Genomic DNA, 19,117 nt, shown 5'->3' on the forward strand with positions numbered 1-19,117 from the left:
CGCTGAATGACTGAAATCAGCGTTTACTGGCGCTGCTTTCATTCAAATCCATCCCTAATTCACGTATAATTCGCCCGTTTTTTCATCATGTCGGCGGCCTGCGCAATTCTGCGAGGGCGGCGGGCAAGCATTTAAGAGGAATCATTTGTGTTAGAACAGTATCGCGCACATGTGGCCGAGCGAGCCGCAGAAGGAATTCCACCAAAGCCTCTGACCCCAGAGCAAGTTTCTGACTTAGTTGAGCTTTTAAAGAACCCGCCCGCCGGCGAAGAGGACTTCTTGCTTGAGTTGATTAGCGACCGTGTCCCGCCAGGTGTGGACGAAGCCGCGTATGTGAAAGCAGGTTTTCTTGCAGCGATCACCAAAGGTGAAGTGGTTTCTCCGATCATCGATAAAGCCCGAGCGGTTAAATTACTTGGCAACATGCATGGCGGTTACAACATTGAGACATTGGTTTCGTTGTTGGACGACGCTGAGCTTGCAGAGCTTGCCGGAGAAGAGCTAAAACACACGATTTTAATGTTCGACGCATTCCATGATGTGGAAGAGCGGATGAAAAACGGGAATGCAGTCGCGAAGGCTGTGATTGAATCATGGGCCGAAGCGGAATGGTTCACAAACCGTCCAGCGATGCCTGAGAAGATCACCGCCACCGTATTTAAGGTGCCTGGTGAAACAAATACTGATGACCTGTCACCCGCCCCAGATGCATGGTCACGTCCGGACATCCCATTGCATGCAAAAGCAATGTACAAAATGCCGCGAGAAGGGGTCACTGACGCCGCAGCGCAAATTGCCGAATTGAAACAAAAAGGACATCCGGTCGCCTTTGTTGGTGATGTCGTGGGTACCGGTTCATCGCGTAAATCAGCGACCAACTCGGTGCTCTGGTACATCGGTGATGACATGCCAGGAACGCCAAACAAACGTTCAGGCGGAATCTGTATCGGTGGTAAAGTCGCACCAATTTTCTTCAACACCATGAAAGACACGGGAACCTTGGTTTTCGAGGCGGATGTTGACCAAATGAATATGGGCGATGTGATCCACATCTACCCGTATGCTGGAAAAATTGAGAACGAAGCTGGTGAAGTGATTGCTGAATATGCCTATGCATCGGACGTCATCATTGATGAGGTGCGTGCAGGCGGTCGGATTAACCTCATCATCGGTCGCGGTTTGACCACCAAGGCACGGGAATCTTTGGGTCTGGGCCGTTCCGACTTGTTCCGCACGCCAGAGCAACCTGCAGACAGCGGTAAAGGCTTTACCCTGGCCCAGAAGATGGTCGGCAAGGCCTGTGGTATGGACGGTGTGCGTCCAGGAATGTACTGTGAACCGCAGATGACCACTGTTGGCTCGCAGGATACAACCGGTCCGATGACGCGGGATGAATTGAAAGACTTGGCGTGCCTTGGCTTTAATGCGGACTTGGTCATGCAGTCGTTCTGTCACACCGCAGCGTATCCAAAGCCGGTCGATATCGAAACACAACATACGCTGCCAGATTTCATCATGAATCGTGGCGGGGTGTCTTTGCGTCCGGGAGATGGAATTATCCATAGCTGGTTGAACCGGATGCTATTGCCAGACACCGTGGGAACAGGTGGTGATTCTCACACCCGTTTCCCACTCGGGATTTCATTCCCAGCGGGTTCAGGTTTGGTGGCGTTTGCGGCGGCAACAGGCGTGATGCCCTTGGATATGCCAGAATCGGTTCTGGTGCGCTTTAAAGGCACGATGCAACCGGGCGTGACTTTACGGGATTTGGTTCATGCCATTCCGTTGTATGCCATTAAAGAAGGGTTGCTGACCGTTGAGAAGCGCGGCAAGAAAAATATCTTCTCTGGCCGTATCTTAGAGATCGAAGGTCTACAGGATCTGACGGTCGAGCAGGCGTTCGAGCTCTCTGATGCCTCGGCGGAACGCTCAGCGGCCGGTTGTACCATCAAGTTATCGGAAGAATCGATTGCAGAATATCTGCGTTCTAACATCACCATGTTGCGTTGGATGATCGCCGAAGGCTATGGCGATGCGCGCACGCTTGAGCGTCGTGCACGCAAGATGGAAGCATGGTTGGAAAACCCCGAGCTGATGGAAGCGGATAAAGACGCTGAATATGCGGCGGTGATTGAAATCGATCTGAATGAAATCGTCGAGCCGATTCTGTGCTGCCCGAATGACCCAGACGATGCGAAAACGTTGTCGGATGTGGCGGGTGATAAAGTCGACGAAGTCTTCATTGGTTCGTGCATGACGAACATTGGTCACTTCCGTGCTGCCGGTAAATTGCTTGAGCAAAATACCGATGCCTTGAAAACACAGCTGTGGATTGCGCCGCCGACCAAGATGGACGAAGCGCAGTTGATGGAAGAAGGGTACTACAACATTTATGGTCGTAACGGTGTGCGCACTGAAATGCCAGGATGTTCACTCTGCATGGGGAACCAAGCGCGTGTGAAAGCAGGCGCGACTGTGCTTTCAACCTCAACACGGAACTTCCCGAACCGCCTGGGTGATGGTGCGAACGTGTATCTTGCATCTGCAGAATTGTCAGCGGTGGGCGCGATTTTGGGCAAAATCCCAACGCGTGAAGAATACATGCAATACGCACAAAACATCGATGCAATGGCAGGAGAAGTCTACAAGTATTTGAACTTTGATCAGATGCCTGATTTCCGTGCGGCAGAGCAAAAAGCGAAAGATACAATTATTCCGACTATTAACGTCGCGTAGTGATTGATTCTTCGCTTCTATGAACAGCAAAACCCGGTGCGTATGCCCGGGTTTTTTTATGGCTGTGATTCAGGTGTGGTTGACGCCTGCGGTAATGGCATTGCGCGCTAAATGCGAAACGGTCAACATCCATCAACTTGTCTAGAATAAGCGCAGTTGACCGCAAAGTAGTCCAGTTGTGCACTATCTTCCGTTATGTTCATAGGGCTCTCACATCATACACTTCGCGAGGCCAGCCGTTAGTTGGCTCCGCACTGGAGGAATAATCATGCAGCACATACTTAAAAAATCGTTGGTGGCGACCTTGATGGCCGCCTGCGTTTTTTCAGTCTCGGCCTATGATCGGATCACTGGCCATCATTTTGCATCACGCTCCGAAGTCATGGCACCGGAAGCCATGGCGGCAACCAGTCAAGGCCTTGCGACTCAAGCTGCTCTTGAAGTCATGCGGGCGGGCGGCAATGCAATCGATGCAGCCATTGCGGCCAACGCGATGTTGGGGCTGGTCGAGCCGACTGGGAACGGAATTGGCGGTGATCTCTACGCCATTATTTGGCATGCAGAAAGCCAGCAGTTGTATGGCCTGAACGCGTCCGGCCGCTCGCCAATGAGTTTGACGCTCGATTATTTCCTTGATAATGGCTACGAAAGTATTCCACAACGGGGCCTTTTGCCTCTATCCGTGCCTGGCGCGGTGGATGGTTGGTTTGAAATGCATGAGCGTTTCGGCCAGATGGACATGGCAGATATCTTGGCGCCATCCATTCATTATGCAGAAAATGGCTTTCCTGTGACCGAGGTGATTGCTTTCTATTTTGAGCGCAACGCGCAGGTTCTCCAAGACTTCCCGGGATTTCGGGAGGTGTTCATGAAAGAGGGCCGCACGCCGCGCAAAGGGGAAATGTTCCGGAACCCGGATCTCGCAGACACCTATACGAAGATTGCCGAAGGGGGTCGTGATGTGTTTTATCGGGGCGAGATCGCCCGCGTCATTGGTAACTTTGTGCAGGAACACGGCGGTTTCTTAAGTTACGAGGATATGGCGGCGCACCGTTCCGAATGGGTCGACCCCGTTTCGACAAACTACCGCGGCTATGATCTGTGGGAACTCCCACCAAACACCCAAGGCATTGCGGCCCTGCAGATATTGAATATTCTTGAGCAATTCGATATCGCCGGCATGGGCTTTGATAGCCCTGAATATGTCCACCATTTTGTGGAAGCGAAGAAACTGGCTTTTGAAGACCGTGCGAAGTTTTATTCAGACACTGATTTCAATGACATTCCGGTGGATTGGCTGATTTCAAAAGAATACGCCCAAGAGCGCGCTCAGCTGATCAATCCGGAGCGTGCAGGGATGAGTTATGAACCGGGGAATCCGCCGACCACGGGTGATACCATTTATCTCACCACGGCGGACAAGTACGGTAACATGGTGTCGTTGATTCAAAGTAACTTCCGCGGAATGGGCTCTGGGATCACTCCCACAGGCCTTGGCTTTGTGCTGCAGAACCGGGGTGAGTTATTTGCCCTCGATCCAGACCACATGAATGTGTATGAGCCGGGTAAACGTCCCTTTAATACCATTATTCCTGCGTTTGTGACCAAAGACGGCAAGCCGGTGATGAGTTATGGGGTGATGGGCGGCGCAACGCAGCCACAAATGCATGCGCAGATTCTCATTAACATGATTGATTTTGGCATGAACCTACAAGAGGCGGGGGATGCACCACGTATTTTGCATACGGGCTCAAGCCAACCAACGGGTGAGACTATGACCGATGGTGGCGTGGTCAGTCTCGAAAATGGTTTCTCCGATTATACCCGTCGCGAACTCATTAAGATGGGCCATCGACTGCAAGAAGCGGTTGGGCCGTATGGGGGCTACCAGGCCATCTGGTATGACGCGGAGCAGGGTATCTATATCGGCGCCTCTGAGAGCCGTAAAGACGGTTACGCGGCTGGCTACTAGACGCGTTCTCAAGATAATCGCAAGGGAATACTGAAAAGCGCAGGACACATCGGTGTTCTGCGCTTTTTCTTCGGTCCTTGCCGTGGCATGATGAGCTTATTCCCATTCGCTTGATGATTAGGCACAGGCCGCGCAAGGAGAGAACGTCCGATGAATCGTTTGCAGCGCCCCCAAACGGGTATATTTGCAGAGCCTAGCCTGCATGGCCTGTTTTTGTTTTTCCATATTGATACGGATGAAGTTTCAAGGGCGCGTCAGGCGCTCGCAGCACTCCCTGATTGTTATCATCACTGGCAGGATTATTTCTCCGAAGCGCAATTATCGGTTGCCATTGGGATTGGTGATGCCTACTGGGACGTGGTCTCACCGAGCAATCGTCCAGATGGCTTACGCGGGGTCCCGGATTTTAGTCGCAGTGACCATCCGTTTCCCACCACGCCCTTTGATGTGGTGATTGTGATTTGTTCCGATCGGATGGATGCTAACCATGCGACAGCGCAAGCCTTGATGGCTGAGCTCGCGGGTGTTGCAGTCTTGGCTGAAGAACGCCATACCTACCGTCATTTAGACGGACGGGATCGTTTTGGATTCAAGGTTAACCCGCAGCAGATTCATGCAGCTCAGCGCCGCGAGCGGGCGCTGGTTCGCACAGAGGATGATCCTGAATTTGCCGATGGAAGTTTTCTTTGGATTCAACAAAGTTTGACTGAAATAGACCGGTTTAAACGCCTCACGACCGCCGAACAAGAACGGATCGTCGGCTATGATCGCCTGCATGGACGTAAATTACAGACGGCAAAAAATAGTGCTGCGAGCCGAGAGCATGGTGATGTTTGGTGTCAACGCATGCCGACAGCAACCGTGCGTAAGCCTGCCGAGATGCTTTTCGCGTTTAGTCGTAAGATGGGGTCATTGCAAGATTGGATGGCATCGCGTTTTCTCCCGGATGCCGACGGGGCGACTGATCCCTTACTCGATTACCTTCAGGTGGAACACAATAGTCTGTATTTCGTTCCGTCCGAGCATGGTCTGTTCCGGTTAGCCGAGATTGAGGACTGAGCGACGCTCAGAAAAATGGCTTAGATCGGAGCGTCAAATAACGCTTGCACGTTTTTCAATGTGTCATCAATGCGAGCAATATCCACGGGTGCGATAAAAATCGTGTCGTCGCCTGCAATGGTACCAAGCACACCTTCTTTTTTACCCACTGAGTCAAGTAATCGTGCAATGAGCTGCGCTGCACCCGGTGTGGTGCGGATAATGATCATCATATCATTATGTTCAACGTCCATCACCAGTTGGCGAACCGAGCTCTTGGCCGAAGGCATGGAAAGCTCGGGTGGCAAGCAATACACCATATCTTCCCGCGCATTTCGCGCGCGCACTGCACCGAACTTGCTGAGCATCCGCGATACTTTGGATTGATTCATCGATTGAAAACCACGGTCTTGCAGCGCTTCAACGATCTCCGCTTGGGAGGCGTAGCGTTCTTCTTTGAGCAGGGCCTTGAAGGCTTCAATCAGTAATTCGTGTTGTTGGGATGCCATATCTACTTTCGTCGGATTGTGGGTTGCCGGACTTTTCGGCACAGTGTATCGGAATTTTTTTAGAACACCTAATTTGTCGGCGAATTAGACCGTTTTTAGCGCCCACAAGCCGGGCGTTTTATTGTAATTTTAGCGCTGATCCTATATGGTTTAGCCCCCCGCAACTGACTAAATGGAGTGCGATATGAAAGTAGCAGTGTTAGGCGCCGCTGGCGGTATTGGTCAGGCGTTATCTCTTCTTTTGAAAACCCAGCTACCCGCTGGTTCTGATTTGGCCTTGTTTGACATCGCTCCGGTAACGCCCGGTGTCGCGGTTGACCTTAGCCATATCCCAACAGCCGTCACTGTGAAAGGATACGGTCAGGAAGGACTTACCGACGCACTGCGTGGTGCAGACGTGGTTTTGATTCCTGCAGGCGTTCCACGTAAGCCCGGGATGGATCGTTCAGACTTATTCAACATGAACGCCGGCATCATCAAAAACCTGGTGGAGAACATTGCGGACACCTGTCCAAAAGCTTTGGTTGGGATTATCACGAACCCGGTCAACACCACGGTCGCGATTGCTGCGGAAGTATTGAAGAAAAAAGGCGTGTACGACAAAAATCGCCTATTCGGTGTGACCACGCTTGACGTGATTCGCGCGGAAACCTTTGTGGGTGAGCTGAAAGGGAAAAACCCAGCGGAACTGCACGTTCCCGTGATCGGTGGCCACAGTGGTACCACAATTCTTCCTTTGCTTTCTCAAGTGGAAGGCGTTGAGTTTACCCAAGATGAAATTGAAAGCCTGACGCACCGGATCCAAAATGCAGGGACCGAAGTGGTTGAAGCAAAAGCGGGTGGCGGATCTGCAACCTTGTCGATGGGCCAAGCAGCAGCGCGTTTCTGTTTCTCTTTGGTGAAAGGTTTGCAAGGCGAGAACGTCACGGAATACGCTTACGTTGAAGGTGATGGCAGCGATGCCCCGTACTTTGCGCAGGCGGTTCGTCTGGGTAAGAACGGTATTGAAGAAATTCTCCCCTACGGCAAGCTCAGCGCGTTTGAAGCGAAGGCAAAAACAGATATGCTGGATGGCTTGAAGAAAGATATTCAAATGGGTATCGACTTCGCGAACCAGTAAGCGAATACTGCTCGTAAAAAAACCGCCTTCGGGCGGTTTTTTGTTTGATATCACATTCTTCTGGAACGAGTTAAGCAAGCCGCTCAACGGCGAGATGTGCCAAGGCTTTGAGCGCTTCTTTGTGTGCAGACTCGGGGAATGGTGCCAGTGCGTCCAGTGCATGATCGCGCTGCTCGAGCGCCTTTTTACGCGTATATTCAAGCGCCCCGGTTTGCTTCATCACAGCAAGAATAGGCGCTAACGCATCGCGCTTACCCCCTTGCTCAATGGCCTCTCTAATGAGCGCCGCATGCTCTGCATCGGTGTTCCACATCGCATATAGCAACGGCAGGGTTGGCTTGCCTTCCGCCAGATCGTCACCGGCGTCTTTGCCCATGGTGGCGGCGTCGGAGGTGTAATCGAGGAGATCGTCCACGAGCTGGAATGCAGTACCGAGGTAACGGCCGTAATCCGCTGCGGCTTGTTGCATTTCCGGTGGTTGACCGGCTAACTCTGCAGCGAGTTCGGTTGCCGCTTCAAACAATTTGGCGGTCTTGCTGTAAATCACCTGAAAGTATGATGCTTCTGAAGTATCTGGATCATTGCAGTTCATGAGCTGCAAGACTTCACCCTCGGCAATGATGTTGGTGGCGTCGGCCATCACTTCAAGCACGCGCATGCTCTCCGTTTTTACCATCAACTGGAAAGCGCGGGTATACAGAAAATCGCCGACTAAAACACTTGCTTCATTGCCGAAAAGTGCATTTGCAGTGTCTTTGCCGCGACGGGTCATGGATTCGTCGACTACATCGTCGTGCAGTAGGGTGGCCGTGTGAATAAATTCAACAATTGCGGCGAGGAGTTGGTGTTTATCACCTTCATATCCGAGTGCTCGGGCCGTTAACACCGCTAGCTGCGGACGCAAGCGCTTGCCACCGCTGTTGATGATGTAAAATCCCAATTGATTAATCAGGGCCACATCCGACGTGAGTTGGGCAGTAATAATGGCGTTCACAGCACGCATATCGGCGTCGCTGAGGGTCTTTACGTCATCCAGGGTCATGGCAACTCGGTTCAATCTGTCCACAAAATTTGCGCTGATTTTACCGGAATTACAGAATTCTGCCAGTTTGATGATTTTTTGAGTTTTGTCTTGCGTTGCGATTCGTTTTTCCGTAAAATCCGCGGCCTAAATTAAGTTTGTTGCGCTCATTACGAGCATGTGGAGAAGAATATGTACGCGGTTTTTCAAAGTGGCGGTAAGCAACACCGTGTCACCGAGGGCCAGACCGTTCGCCTGGAAAAGCTCGAAGCAGCTACCGGTGATACCGTAGAATTTGAGCAAGTGCTCATGCTCTCTGATGGTGAAAAAGTAACGATCGGTGCGCCTTTCGTTGCGGGTGGAAAAGTTAAAGCTGAGGTTGTGACGCACGGCCGTGGTGATAAAGTGACGATCATCAAGTTCCGTCGCCGGAAGCACCACATGAAGCGTGCGGGTCACCGCCAGTGGTTCACGGAAGTGAAAATCACTGGTATCAGCGGTTAAGAGAGGAGTAGAGACACATGGCACACAAAAAGGCTGGTGGTTCAACTAAAAACGGTCGCGATTCCGAAAGCAAACGCCTTGGTGTTAAGCGTTACGGTGGCGAGTCAGTTTTGGCCGGTAACATTCTGGTGCGTCAGCGGGGCACCAAGTTCCACGCAGGCGATAACGTAGGTGTTGGTCGTGACCACACATTGTTCGCCAAAGTCGATGGTAAAGTAACCTTCGAACAACGTGGACCTCAGAACCGTAAGTTCATCAGCGTTCGCGCTGACTAACGAGACGAAATACTCTGAGAAAAACCCCGCCGCTGCGCGGGGTTTTTTGTATCTCGCTTTCGCATTTGCGAACGCAGTCCGAAGCGAGTAACTTTAGCAAGCAAGCATTGGTAATACAGGCATCCCCCATGAAATTCGTAGATGAAGTCGATATTCGAGTCGAGGCAGGTGACGGCGGCAATGGCTGCGTCAGTTTCCGGCGCGAGAAATTTATTCCGAAAGGTGGTCCCGATGGCGGCGACGGCGGAGATGGTGGAGATGTTTGGCTTGTCGCTGATGAAAACCTAAACACCCTGATTGATTATCGTTTTGAGCGCTTACATCGAGCCGTTCGAGGTCAAAATGGGATGGGGCGGAATTGCACCGGTAAACGAGGTGAAGACAAAGTCTTGTCAGTGCCTGTTGGAACCCGGATCAAAGATCTGGATACCGGTGAAGTCTTAGGAGATCTCACCCGCCATGGTCAACGCCTCATGGTTGCAAAGGGTGGTTTTCATGGCCTTGGGAATACGCGCTTTAAAAGCAGCACCAATCGGGCACCACGGCAACGGACGGATGGCACCAAAGGTGAGCATCGTAATTTGTTGCTCGAGCTTCTTCTGCTCGCAGATGTGGGTCTTCTGGGGATGCCGAACGCAGGCAAATCCACATTGATTCGCTCTGTTTCTGCGGCCAAGCCAAAAGTGGCAGATTACCCATTTACGACGCTTACCCCGAATTTGGGCGTGGTCCGGTTATCGGCTTCACAAAGCTTCGTGATCGCGGATATTCCTGGTTTGATTGAAGGTGCTGCTGATGGCGCAGGACTCGGTATTCAGTTCTTGAAACACCTTGAGCGCTGTGGATTGCTCCTTCATCTTATTGATGTCGCTCCATATGATGGTTCAGACCCCGCTGAAGTTGCGGTCACGATTATTAATGAGCTTGGGCAGTACAGCCCGGAGCTAGCAGAAAAGCCCCGTTGGCTCGTTCTCAACAAGACCGATTTATTGCAACCAGAAGCCTTGGCTGAAGTCCGTGCTCGTGTTGTGGAAGCCCTCGAGTGGGACGGGCCGGTTTATGAACTCTCCGCACTGACCGGGCAAGCGTGTAATGAACTCATGCATGCCATTATGCAATACCTTGAAACCTTGCCGAAGGTTGAAGCTCCGCTGCAAGATGAGCCAGAAGCGGTCGAGTTTAAGTGGAGTAACTATCACTCTGAGACCATGCGCCGTCAGCAAGACGATGAGGCGTTTGCTGAGGGGGATGACGACTGGGATGAAGATGACGATGATTGGGACGATGATGAGCCCGATGATGGTCACGTGATCTATCGCCCCTAATCAAAGATTTCAAATGGAGTGACGGCGGTCTATGCAGGTAGCACTGGTTGCGGCGATGGCGCAAAATCGAGTGATTGGGTATCAAGGTAAGATGCCATGGCATCTCCCCGCTGAGTTACAGTACTTCAAAGCGATCACGATGGGTAAGCCAATTATCATGGGGCGGAAAACCTTCGAGTCGATCGGTCGACCGCTTCCGGGGCGGACCAATATCGTCTTGACTCGCAATCCGCATGCGCTACCTGAAGGGGTGTTGGTAGCCGACTCCGTTTCGAACGCATTGGAGATAGCCCGGCAGCACTTGGATGTGCAGCAACCTGAAAATGATGAAGTGATGATCATTGGTGGTGGTGAAATTTATGCGGCATTTCTTCCGCAAGCCACACGCCTCTACTTGACACATATTGACTTGACAGTAGACGGTGATACCTGGTTTCCCGATTGGTCCGAAATGCAATGGGAACAGACCTTGCTGCGTGAACACCAAGCGGATTCTCAAAACCCATTGAGCTTTCGTGGCTATCGGTACGAACGCAAAAACTAACAACGTGAGCCCTGCCATGTGCGGGGCTTTTTTTTGCAAGGATGGCGATGCAAGGGGTGTCATTATTTTGTAACCAACTGTGTATTTGATTGAATTTACCTTGAGGTCAAACGCAACTTCGATAAAACTACCTCGACGTTTATAAAACGAGAAAAATAATGATGAAAAGAAACGTATTGCTCAGCGCGCTTGTGCTCGTTGGCTTGAGCACGCTCGCGATGCCGGCGCACGCGTCAGGTCTCGTGTTGGAGCCATGCCATGTCCGAGGTCACGCGGAACAGATCGAATGTGGCTACTTAACGGTTCCGGAAGATCACCTCAATCCGACCGATGAAACGCTTGATATTTACGTGGTTCGCTTGCCGGCAATTAGCTCGGGGAAATCACCGGATCCCCTCGTTTTCTTGGCCGGAGGGCCGGGTCAAGCCGCAACGGAACTGACTGCTTTTATTGCGTCCATTTTTTCGGAGGTTCGCCAAACCCGCGATATCCTGCTGATCGACCAGCGCGGGACGGGTAAGTCAAACCCTTTGCAGTGCGATTTGCAGGATCTTGACCTGTTGTTGCTAAGCGAAGAAGAGATTGATCTGACGGCAGCGGCACAAACATGCGCTGACGCATTGGATGTGAATTTCCAGCATTATCATACGGTCAATGCCATTCATGATTTTGACGCCGTCCGGCGTGCGCTCGGTTACCAACAGATCAACCTATATGGCGGGTCCTATGGGACACGAGCAGGGCTGGTGTGGATGCGTGAAAAACCAGAAGCAATCCGTGCGGTTGTGTTAGATGGTCTCGCTCCGACGCAAGTCGTCGTGGGGCCATTTGGTACATTCAGTCAACGGGCTTATGAGCGCTTGGTCGCAGATTGTGCGGCGGACACAGCATGTCATGAGCGATTTGGTGATGTCGATGCTAATTATCAGGCACTCCGCCAAGCACTGCGGGAGCAACCTCCGGTTCTGCAATACCGCGATCCGCGCAGTGACGAAATAGTTGAGCTGTTACTGACCGAACCCCGGCTCTCTGGCACCTTACGCAACGCGTTATATAGTCCCCGCACACGGCAACTTATCCCGCTCGTTATGGATGCCACGGCACGTGGGGACTACCGACCGTTGATTGGTCTTTTCAATTCGATGGATGCTGAGAATCCAATGTATCTTGGTTTAACCTTATCGGTGCTGTGCCAAGAAGACATGCCCCGCGTCGATGAAACGCTGTTAACCCGCGACCGTGAAAACATTTTCATGGGTGGACAACTGACCGACGATTTCATGAGCCTGTGTGCGGGTTGGCCGGTGAACTCAGGGGATCCGCAGTGGGCTGAACCAGTGTATAGCGAGTTACCGGTGCTTTTGCTCTCGGGTGAACAGGATCCGGTGACACCACCGGAGTGGGCTGAACTCGCGGCGGAAACGCTCCCCAACAGCAGACATATCGTTGCTGAGCACGGCGGCCATACGATTGTGTCCCACACTTGTGCAAACCGCTTGGTGGCACAGTTTCTCGATCGCCCTGGGGCAGAACTTGATGCCTCATGTATCGACCGCACTCGGTTGTTGCCGTTTGTGCGAAATGTTAACGCTGCGGGCATGTGAGGAGCACTCAGGATGATTAAGACAGAGGGATTAGCGAAAGCCTACAAAGATGTTCAGGCTTTGAACGGCCTGTCATTTACTGCCGACGATGGGCAGATTACCGGGTTACTTGGCCCAAATGGAGCAGGGAAAACCACGTGTTTGCGTTCTATTTATGGTCTGATTAAGGCGGATGCGGGCTATGCAGAAGTCGATCAGGTTAACGCAGCGGAAAACCCGCTTGAGGTTCGTCGTCGCATTGGGATTTTTCCGGATAAGTTCGGCCTTCAAGAGCGTCTTACGGCGCGCGAGCACGTGGCTTATTTTGCCGCGCTGCACGGCTTGCAAGGCCAAGCTTTGAAAGCGGCCGTTGATCGGGTCATTGCAGACCTTGATATGCAAGAAATTGCCGATCGCCGAACGGCAGGATTTTCTCAGGGACAGCGGATGAAAGTTGCTCTCGCACAAGCGATTGTGCATCAACCGCAAAATCTGATTTTGGATGAACCGAGTCGTGGACTCGACGTCATGAGTACGCGCATCCTTCGTCAGTTATTGTACCGGCTGCGGGAGCAGGGCCGGTGTATTCTATTTTCGAGCCATGTAATGCAAGAAGTTGCGGCCTTATGTGACCATGTGGTCATTATGGTGGCGGGACAAGTCAAAGCAGAGGGCTCCCCGCAAGCATTGTGTGAACGGACTGGGAAAGCGAGTTTTGAGGATGCGTTTGTCACGCTGATCGGCACTGAAGAAGGAATTATGTTATGAGTTCTGTGTTCTTGACGATTTGGCGTAAAGAGATGATCGACGCAGTTCGTGACCGACGGAGTCTGATGGCCGCCATGTCTTATGCCTTATTTGGTCCTCTTTTGATGGCGGTGGCCTTTCTGGTTTTAATTAAAGATGTGGTGTCAGAGCGTGATGTCCGGGTACATATCGATGGTGCAGAATATGCGCCTGCACTGGTGGAATTTTTGGAATCTCGTCGTATTTTGGCGGGGAATGATGAGCATCCTGCCCAGGATATCTGGTTAACCATTCCCGAGGATTACCAAAGTCGTCTGGAGCGCGCACGTCCGATTCCGATTATTGTGCGGTCGGATTACAGCGAACGGAACTTGCAGAGCCAACGTTCGCGTCTCGAAAGCGCACTGCGTGAATACAATCAAACCATTGCCATGCATCGTTTAACGCTGCGAGGTATCAGTGGGGAAGTCATTCAACCGTTACGTGTGGAACGGCAGGATACGGCAACCAAAGGCTCCCGCGCTGCCCTCGTCTTGGGCATGGTTATGGTTTTTGTCCTGATGTCCGTGTTCTTTTCCGGCATGAACGTGGCGATTGACACGAGTGCAGGAGAACGGGAGCGGAACGCCCTTGAGTTTTTGCTTGCTCAGCCGGTTGCCACCCATATTTTGGTAGCTGCCAAAATGACCGCCGCTGCGACCTTCGCTATTTTAGGGGGGGTGTTGGCGCTCTTGTTGATTCCTGCGGTGTTTCTTTTTGTTCCCCTCGAAAAACTTGGAATCGACTTTGCGTTCAGTCCAATGGATCAGTTAGTGATTGCACTCACGCTCATCCCATTGGCATTATTCGCGAGTATTTTGCAGTTGTTTGTGAGTTTCCGTGCGAAGTCATTTAAAGAGGCGCAGACTTATATCTCACTGGTTATGTTTGCACCGATGGCTGCGGTCTTTGCGCTCGAGTTCAGCCGATTCGAGCATCCGGTATTACAACTGCTGCCCGTTACTTCGCAACATCATGTATTATTCTCCACCATTGCAGGCCAACCGATCGCGTTTATTCCGGTGTTGATCGGTGGATTGGTGACTTTGCTGCTAACTGGATTGTTGGTTTGGGTGGTCACCCGCATGTTGCGGAGTGAGAAAGTGGTTTTTGGACTTTAATCTTCGGTAGGAGGCAACCACACCGATGTACGATCCGCTCCAACAATCCGTGATCCCTCGGGATCACGAACGGGGGGTGCATTCCTATTGGGCAGCACACACAGTGCTACCTCCGGTCGCGGAGCACGCTTTACCGGACCGAACCGATGTGGTTGTGATTGGTGCGGGCTACACCGGCCTCAATGCCGCCATAACGCTTGCACGGGACTACCAGCGCGAAGTCGTTCTCATTGATGCTGGCGCAATAGGGGCGGGGTGTAGTTCTCGTAATGCCGGGTTTTTGCTACCGGGAACTGGGCGCCTGGGTTTCGCGGATTACCAACGTAAATTTGGTGCGGATGTTGCCCAAGCGGTACAAAACGAATTTGCCGCGAGCTTGGCCCACGTTGATGCTGCGGTCGATAGCGCATCCGTATCGTGCGATTTGATTCCGTCGCGGTATTTACGGCTGGCGCATAGCGCTAAGATGGGACGGTCGCTACAAGCCCAGCAAGCACTATATCAACCAACCCTACTTGATGCTGAATGGGTGTCTCCTAGCGAGCTACAGGAGACGATTCCGGGCATTTCATGGAGCCATGGCGCACTGGCGATTACACCCGCGCGATCAGTGAATCCACGCGCTCTGGTCGGGGTGTACCTTGAACAAGCTCAGACTGCAGGCGTTCTGTGTGTCCCCCATCATCCAGTCATTGATTGGCAGACAAGCGGCAGCCCGAACAGTCGCGGGGACAACGCCCCGCACCGAATTGTGACCGAACAAGGGGCGATTCGCTGCAATCAGGTTCTCATTTGTGCCAACGGTTATCTTTCAAAACAACCCTTTGCGGCATTGAGCCAAAGGCACTTTCCGGTACTTTCGAGTATCTTGGTCACGCGTCCTCTCACAGCAGCAGAGCAAGCGGAAAACGGGCTCCGTTCGACGGACATGATGATGGATACGCGCACTCTGAAATACTACTACCGACTCTTGCCGGATGGACGTTTATTGTTTGGTGGGCGAGGCGCAGTCAGCGGGAGTGAATCAACCCATCCAAGGCATCGTGCGCGTCTTGAACGCGCACTGGCACAAACGTTCCCGCGTTTACGCCAACTCACCACGGATTTTTATTGGTCCGGTTGGGTTAGTGTATCGTTTGACGCAATGCCGCGCGTGTACTCACCGAGTTCTGGTGTGTTTACGAGTATGGGATACTGCGGGGCGGGCGTTGCGTTTGCGAGCCTTGCGGGAAAACGGCTGGCCCAAAAGGCGGCAGGGGATAAATTACCGGAATTGCCGTTTTATCACGGAGAGCTCCCACGTTTTCCATTTCCAAGCTTACGCCGTGCAGCCCTGCGCGCAATGTATGCGTGGAGCGCGCTGCGCTAGAAGCGCAGCAGCATTTCCGCTGCAGTGCAGTGACAGATCCCGTCACACACGGGGCAATAATACCCATCGTCTACCGAGGAACGATACCAGCGGTCTTTGTGATCTTGAATCAGTTCACCGCCACAACGACTAAAATACTCAAAGGCGCTGTTGTTCGGGGATTGTCGCCAGATATGGGCTAAGCCACCTTGGCACCCCGCACCCTGCGCTTCAATGATGGAGTGATATAGCAAGGACTTGCCCACACCGCCGCCTTGAAAATCAGGGTCGACCGCCGAGCATTTAAAATAACAAAGCTGTGTTGCAGGAAACGGCCAAGCACTTGGAGTACACCAGGTATCGACATCCCACTTTCCCGGAGCAAACGTAATCCGAATTCCTACCAGAATATCGTCAGCAAATGCTAACCAATGCAAATTGCGACCGTCATCGGATTGACCGCGTGCGAAGTAGTCAGGAAGATTCTCTTCGGTGAGATAATTGTCGCCATGCACTTTGTTACCCAGTGCCATGACGTTGGGGAAGTCTGCCATTTCCATTTGCCGGAAACGGAGCTGGGGAATGTTTGCCGCCATACAACCTGCTCCTTTTTATGATGTCGCGATTATACACCCCTTTGTCGGTTGGCTGCCAACGCTCGACAGGACTTCTATAAAAAAAGCCATGGTCTCTATGGGACACCATGGCTTTTGTTTCGTGTGAGGCGTCCTGGGGCATCGCCCCCCAGGACAGATTCGCTGTTAATAGCGGTAGCTGTCTGGCTTAAATGGGCCTTCGACACTCACGCCAATGTATTCGGCTTGTTGATTGGTCATTTTCGTAATGACACCACCAAATCCTTCGACCATGTAGCGAGCAACCTCTTCATCTAAGTGTTTTGGCAACACTTCGACAGTCAAGTTTGCTTGTTTCTCTGCGGCACTCATGTTCGCATACTTTTTCTCGAACAAGTGAATTTGAGCGAGGACTTGGTTGGCAAAAGAGCCGTCCATGATCCGGCTTGGATGTCCGGTTGCATTCCCCAAGTTCACCAAACGACCTTCCGAGAGCAGGATCAAATAATCGTCTGCGCTATCTGAACGGAAAACTGTGTGAACCTGTGGTTTCACCTGTTCCCATCGCCAGTTTTTGCGCATGTACGCGGTGTCGATCTCGTTATCAAAGTGACCGATATTACAGACCACAGCACCCTTTTTCAGGGCCGCTAACATATAGCGATCACATACATTCACGTTGCCGGTTGTCGTGACAATCAGATCAGTATTGCCTAGTAGGTCGGTATCAATCCCCGCTGCTGAACCTGTGTTTACACCGTTCAGGTATGGAGACACAACTTCATAACCATCCATACAGGCTTGCATGGCACAGATTGGATCGACCTCAGTGACTTTTACAATCATTCCTTCTTGGCGCAATGAGGCGGCTGACCCTTTGCCCACGTCACCGTAACCCACTACCAAGGCCTTCTTGCCGGAGAGTAGGTGGTCGGTCGCACGCTTAATTGCGTCATTTAATGAATGTCGACAACCATATTTGTTGTCATTTTTCGACTTGGTCACCGAGTCGTTGACGTTGATGGCCGGTACTTTTAAGGTGCCTTTTTTCAACATTTCCAGCAGGCGATGAACACCCGTGGTGGTCTCTTCGGTAATGCCATGAATTTTTTCAAGCATTTGAGGATACTTGTCGTGGATGAGCAACGTGACATCGCCACCATCATCGAGGATCATGTTGGCATCCCACGGCTGACCATCCTTCAAACACGTTTGCTCGAGACACCACTCGTATTCTTCTTCTGTTTCACCTTTCCATGCGAATACAGGGATTCCTGCCGCAGCGATCGCCGCAGCGGCATGGTCTTGGGTCGAAAAGATGTTGCACGATGACCAACGCACTTCGGCTCCGAGATCGACGAGCGTCTCAATGAGCACTGCAGTTTGGATTGTCATGTGAATGCAGCCAATGATCCGCGCGCCTTTTAACGGTTGGCTTGCTTTATATTTGTCGCGAATCTTCATCAATGCTGGCATTTCAGACTCGGCGATTTGGATCTCTTTGCGGCCGTAATCAGCCAAGCTGATATCCGCGACTTTGAAGTCTTGTTTCGCAGCAGTAGCGACAGCGGGTTGTGCAGACATAGTAATTCTCTCTCTAAAACAAAATAGGGTGATTAGGACGCGACCTGAGCGGTCTGTTCAAGACCGAGTTCTGCAAGCAGCTCCTGTTGAATCGCTTGTGTGAGACGCGGACCATAGTTGCTGACCACTTCAGCCGCGGCACGGCTCGCGAGGGTGCCAGCTTGGGCAGGCGTCATGCCCTGGGAGATGCCAAATAAATAGGCTCCCGCAAACATATCACCGGCTCCGTTCGTATCGATTGCTTGGACCGGAAAACCAGGAACTTGAATCCGACGCTCACGGGTGCCGATCAGCGCGCCATGCTTCCCACGCGTAATGACCACCTGTTGCGCATAATCTAACAGTTTCTCCATGGCGGGCTCGAGCCCTTCGATGCCGGTGTAGAGCTCTGCTTCTTCCTGATTACAGAACAGAATCTCAACGCCCGCTTGGAGAAACTCATCCAGACCTTCTTTGTAGTACTTCACCATGGACGAATCAGAGAAGGTGAGGGCGATTTTCGTATCGTTCGCTACTGCGATTTCACGTGCGCGACGTACCGCGTCCCGGGCAATCTCAGAAGTTGCTAAATAGCCTTCTACATACAAATAGCGTGAATCAGCCACTACAGCTTCTTCTAACTCATCGGTTGAGAAGTCGATCGTAATGCCCAAAAACGTGCACATGGTGCGTTCTGCATCGGGGGTAACCATGACGACACACTTCCCCGTGTGTCCATCATTGTTTTGCTTGATCAGATGGGTTTGCACCCCAGCACGAGCGAGGTCTTGTTGGTAAAAGTCACCATCGTCGTCGTTCGCCACTTTACAACAATAGAACGCTTTCCCGCCGAATTGGCTGAACGCGACCAAGCTATTTGCTGCCGACCCGCCACCTGCGCGTTTCTCAAGCTTGAAGTGTTTATGAAGCTCATTGAGGAGCAGCTGTTGCTGCGCCTCATCGAGCAGTGTCATGATACTTTTTTCAATGCGGTGTTCGGCCAAGAATGCGTCTGTGACTTTAAATTCTTGATCCACCAAGGCGTTCCCCACGCCAACGACGTCGTAAGATTTCATTACGGTTGCTTCACGCTAACT

17 protein-coding genes are annotated in these 19,117 nt (G+C 51.9%); 12 read left to right on the top strand and 5 right to left on the bottom strand.

Annotated features, from left to right (window positions below; all coding sequences use genetic code 11):
• Positions 1-147 precede the first annotated feature (147 nt).
• The 3 genes from acnB (at position 148) to CWE11_RS06695 (ending at position 5,767) form a co-directional block, all read left to right on the top strand.
• Entirely contained in the window at positions 148-2,736 is a 2,589-nt protein-coding gene (gene acnB, locus CWE11_RS06685) for a bifunctional aconitate hydratase 2/2-methylisocitrate dehydratase (RefSeq protein WP_126776834.1), read from the top strand.
• A 268-nt stretch (positions 2,737-3,004) separates the two neighbouring features.
• A complete protein-coding gene (gene ggt / locus CWE11_RS06690) occupies positions 3,005-4,708 on the top strand; it encodes a gamma-glutamyltransferase (protein ID WP_126776835.1) in 1,704 nt (567 codons plus the stop codon).
• Between the two features lie 150 nt (positions 4,709-4,858).
• Complete coding sequence (locus tag CWE11_RS06695; RefSeq protein ID WP_126776836.1) at positions 4,859-5,767, top strand: Dyp-type peroxidase; 909 nt, start codon at positions 4,859-4,861, stop codon at positions 5,765-5,767.
• Positions 5,768-5,787: 20 nt separating this feature from the next.
• Here the strand turns inward: CWE11_RS06695 and argR are convergent, their stop codons facing one another.
• On the bottom strand, positions 5,788-6,255 hold the full coding sequence (gene argR, locus CWE11_RS06700; RefSeq protein WP_126776837.1) for a transcriptional regulator ArgR: 468 nt from the start codon (positions 6,253-6,255) through the stop codon (positions 5,788-5,790).
• A gap of 184 nt (positions 6,256-6,439) precedes the next feature.
• Here argR and mdh point away from each other — a divergent pair, with 184 nt between their 5' ends.
• Complete coding sequence (gene mdh / locus CWE11_RS06705; protein WP_126776838.1) at positions 6,440-7,375, top strand: malate dehydrogenase; 936 nt, start codon at positions 6,440-6,442, stop codon at positions 7,373-7,375.
• Positions 7,376-7,445: 70 nt separating this feature from the next.
• Here mdh and ispB read toward each other — a convergent pair whose 3' ends face one another.
• Positions 7,446-8,417, bottom strand: a complete 972-nt coding sequence (gene ispB / locus CWE11_RS06710) for an octaprenyl diphosphate synthase (protein ID WP_126776839.1) — start codon at positions 8,415-8,417, stop codon at positions 7,446-7,448.
• 171 nt (positions 8,418-8,588) lie between these two features.
• Between ispB and rplU the strand changes: the two genes are divergently transcribed.
• The 8 genes from rplU (at position 8,589) to CWE11_RS06750 (ending at position 15,903) form a co-directional block, all read left to right on the top strand.
• On the top strand, positions 8,589-8,900 hold the full coding sequence (rplU, locus tag CWE11_RS06715) for a 50S ribosomal protein L21 (RefSeq protein WP_126776840.1): 312 nt from the start codon (positions 8,589-8,591) through the stop codon (positions 8,898-8,900).
• A 17-nt stretch (positions 8,901-8,917) separates the two neighbouring features.
• On the top strand, positions 8,918-9,175 hold the full coding sequence (gene rpmA, locus CWE11_RS06720; protein WP_126776841.1) for a 50S ribosomal protein L27: 258 nt from the start codon (positions 8,918-8,920) through the stop codon (positions 9,173-9,175).
• A 128-nt stretch (positions 9,176-9,303) separates the two neighbouring features.
• Positions 9,304-10,500 carry an Obg family GTPase CgtA gene (gene cgtA / locus CWE11_RS06725; protein WP_126776842.1) on the top strand — a complete coding sequence of 399 codons (1,197 nt, stop codon included), beginning with the start codon at positions 9,304-9,306 and terminating at the stop codon, positions 10,498-10,500.
• 31 nt (positions 10,501-10,531) lie between these two features.
• Entirely contained in the window at positions 10,532-11,044 is a 513-nt protein-coding gene (gene folA / locus CWE11_RS06730) for a type 3 dihydrofolate reductase (protein WP_126776843.1), read from the top strand.
• Between the two features lie 158 nt (positions 11,045-11,202).
• Positions 11,203-12,648, top strand: a complete 1,446-nt coding sequence (locus tag CWE11_RS06735) for an alpha/beta hydrolase (protein ID WP_126776844.1) — start codon at positions 11,203-11,205, stop codon at positions 12,646-12,648.
• A gap of 12 nt (positions 12,649-12,660) precedes the next feature.
• Entirely contained in the window at positions 12,661-13,395 is a 735-nt protein-coding gene (locus CWE11_RS06740) for an ABC transporter ATP-binding protein (RefSeq protein ID WP_126776845.1), read from the top strand.
• Positions 13,392-14,534, top strand: a complete 1,143-nt coding sequence (locus CWE11_RS06745; RefSeq protein WP_126776846.1) for an ABC transporter permease — start codon at positions 13,392-13,394, stop codon at positions 14,532-14,534. The genes CWE11_RS06740 and CWE11_RS06745 overlap by 4 nt, the downstream gene beginning before the upstream one ends.
• Before the next feature lie 25 nt (positions 14,535-14,559).
• The gene (locus CWE11_RS06750; protein WP_126776847.1) at positions 14,560-15,903 is read left to right on the top strand and encodes an NAD(P)/FAD-dependent oxidoreductase; all 1,344 of its coding nucleotides are present in this window, start codon (positions 14,560-14,562) and stop codon (positions 15,901-15,903) included.
• Here the strand turns inward: CWE11_RS06750 and CWE11_RS06755 are convergent.
• The 3 genes from CWE11_RS06755 to CWE11_RS06765 form a co-directional block, all read right to left on the bottom strand.
• A complete protein-coding gene (locus CWE11_RS06755; protein WP_198675611.1) occupies positions 15,900-16,478 on the bottom strand; it encodes a GNAT family N-acetyltransferase in 579 nt (192 codons plus the stop codon). The genes CWE11_RS06750 and CWE11_RS06755 overlap by 4 nt on opposite strands.
• Before the next feature lie 165 nt (positions 16,479-16,643).
• On the bottom strand, positions 16,644-18,041 hold the full coding sequence (ahcY, locus tag CWE11_RS06760; protein WP_126776848.1) for an adenosylhomocysteinase: 1,398 nt from the start codon (positions 18,039-18,041) through the stop codon (positions 16,644-16,646).
• 32 nt (positions 18,042-18,073) lie between these two features.
• Positions 18,074-19,096, bottom strand: a complete 1,023-nt coding sequence (locus CWE11_RS06765) for an adenosine kinase (protein WP_126776849.1) — start codon at positions 19,094-19,096, stop codon at positions 18,074-18,076.
• Positions 19,097-19,117 lie beyond the last annotated feature (21 nt).

Origin of the sequence: Aliidiomarina sanyensis, assembly GCF_003987175.1 — a bacterium.
Lineage (GTDB): Bacteria > Pseudomonadota > Gammaproteobacteria > Enterobacterales > Alteromonadaceae > Aliidiomarina > Aliidiomarina sanyensis.